Annotated in this window: 1 protein-coding gene; it reads left to right on the forward strand. The window is 41.4% G+C overall.

Features of this window, described 5'->3' with window-relative positions; genetic code table 11:
* Positions 1-403: transposase (locus J8L97_RS23250; protein WP_211053093.1), on the forward strand; the 403-nt coding region annotated here is incomplete at both ends.

Genomic DNA, 403 nt, shown 5'->3' on the forward strand with positions numbered 1-403 from the left:
CAATGAAATACGTCCCATGGAAAGACTACAAGGCCATTACCGCTGACTTAAAAGAAATCTATCAAGCAACAACAGAAGATGAAGCCCTGTTAGCGTTAGAGCACTTTGGTGATAAATGGGATGAAAAGTACCCTCAAATCAGTCGCTCCTGGACGGCTCATTGGGATAATCTCAATACTCTATTTAGCTACCCTCAAGACATCCGTAAAGCTATCTACACGACAAATGCTATTGAATCTCTGAACAGTGTGATCAGAAAAGCGACTAAGAAACGTAAACTGTTCCCAACAGATGAATCGGCTAGAAAGGTGGTGTACTTAGCGATAATGGATGCTTCCAAGAGGTGGACAATGCCTATTCATCACTGGAAGCAAGCTCTAAACCGTTTTATGATTATGTTTGA

The sequence above is a fragment of the Pseudoalteromonas sp. MMG012 genome (assembly GCF_018100875.1).
In the GTDB taxonomy this organism is placed as follows: Bacteria; Pseudomonadota; Gammaproteobacteria; order Enterobacterales; family Alteromonadaceae; genus Pseudoalteromonas; species Pseudoalteromonas aurantia.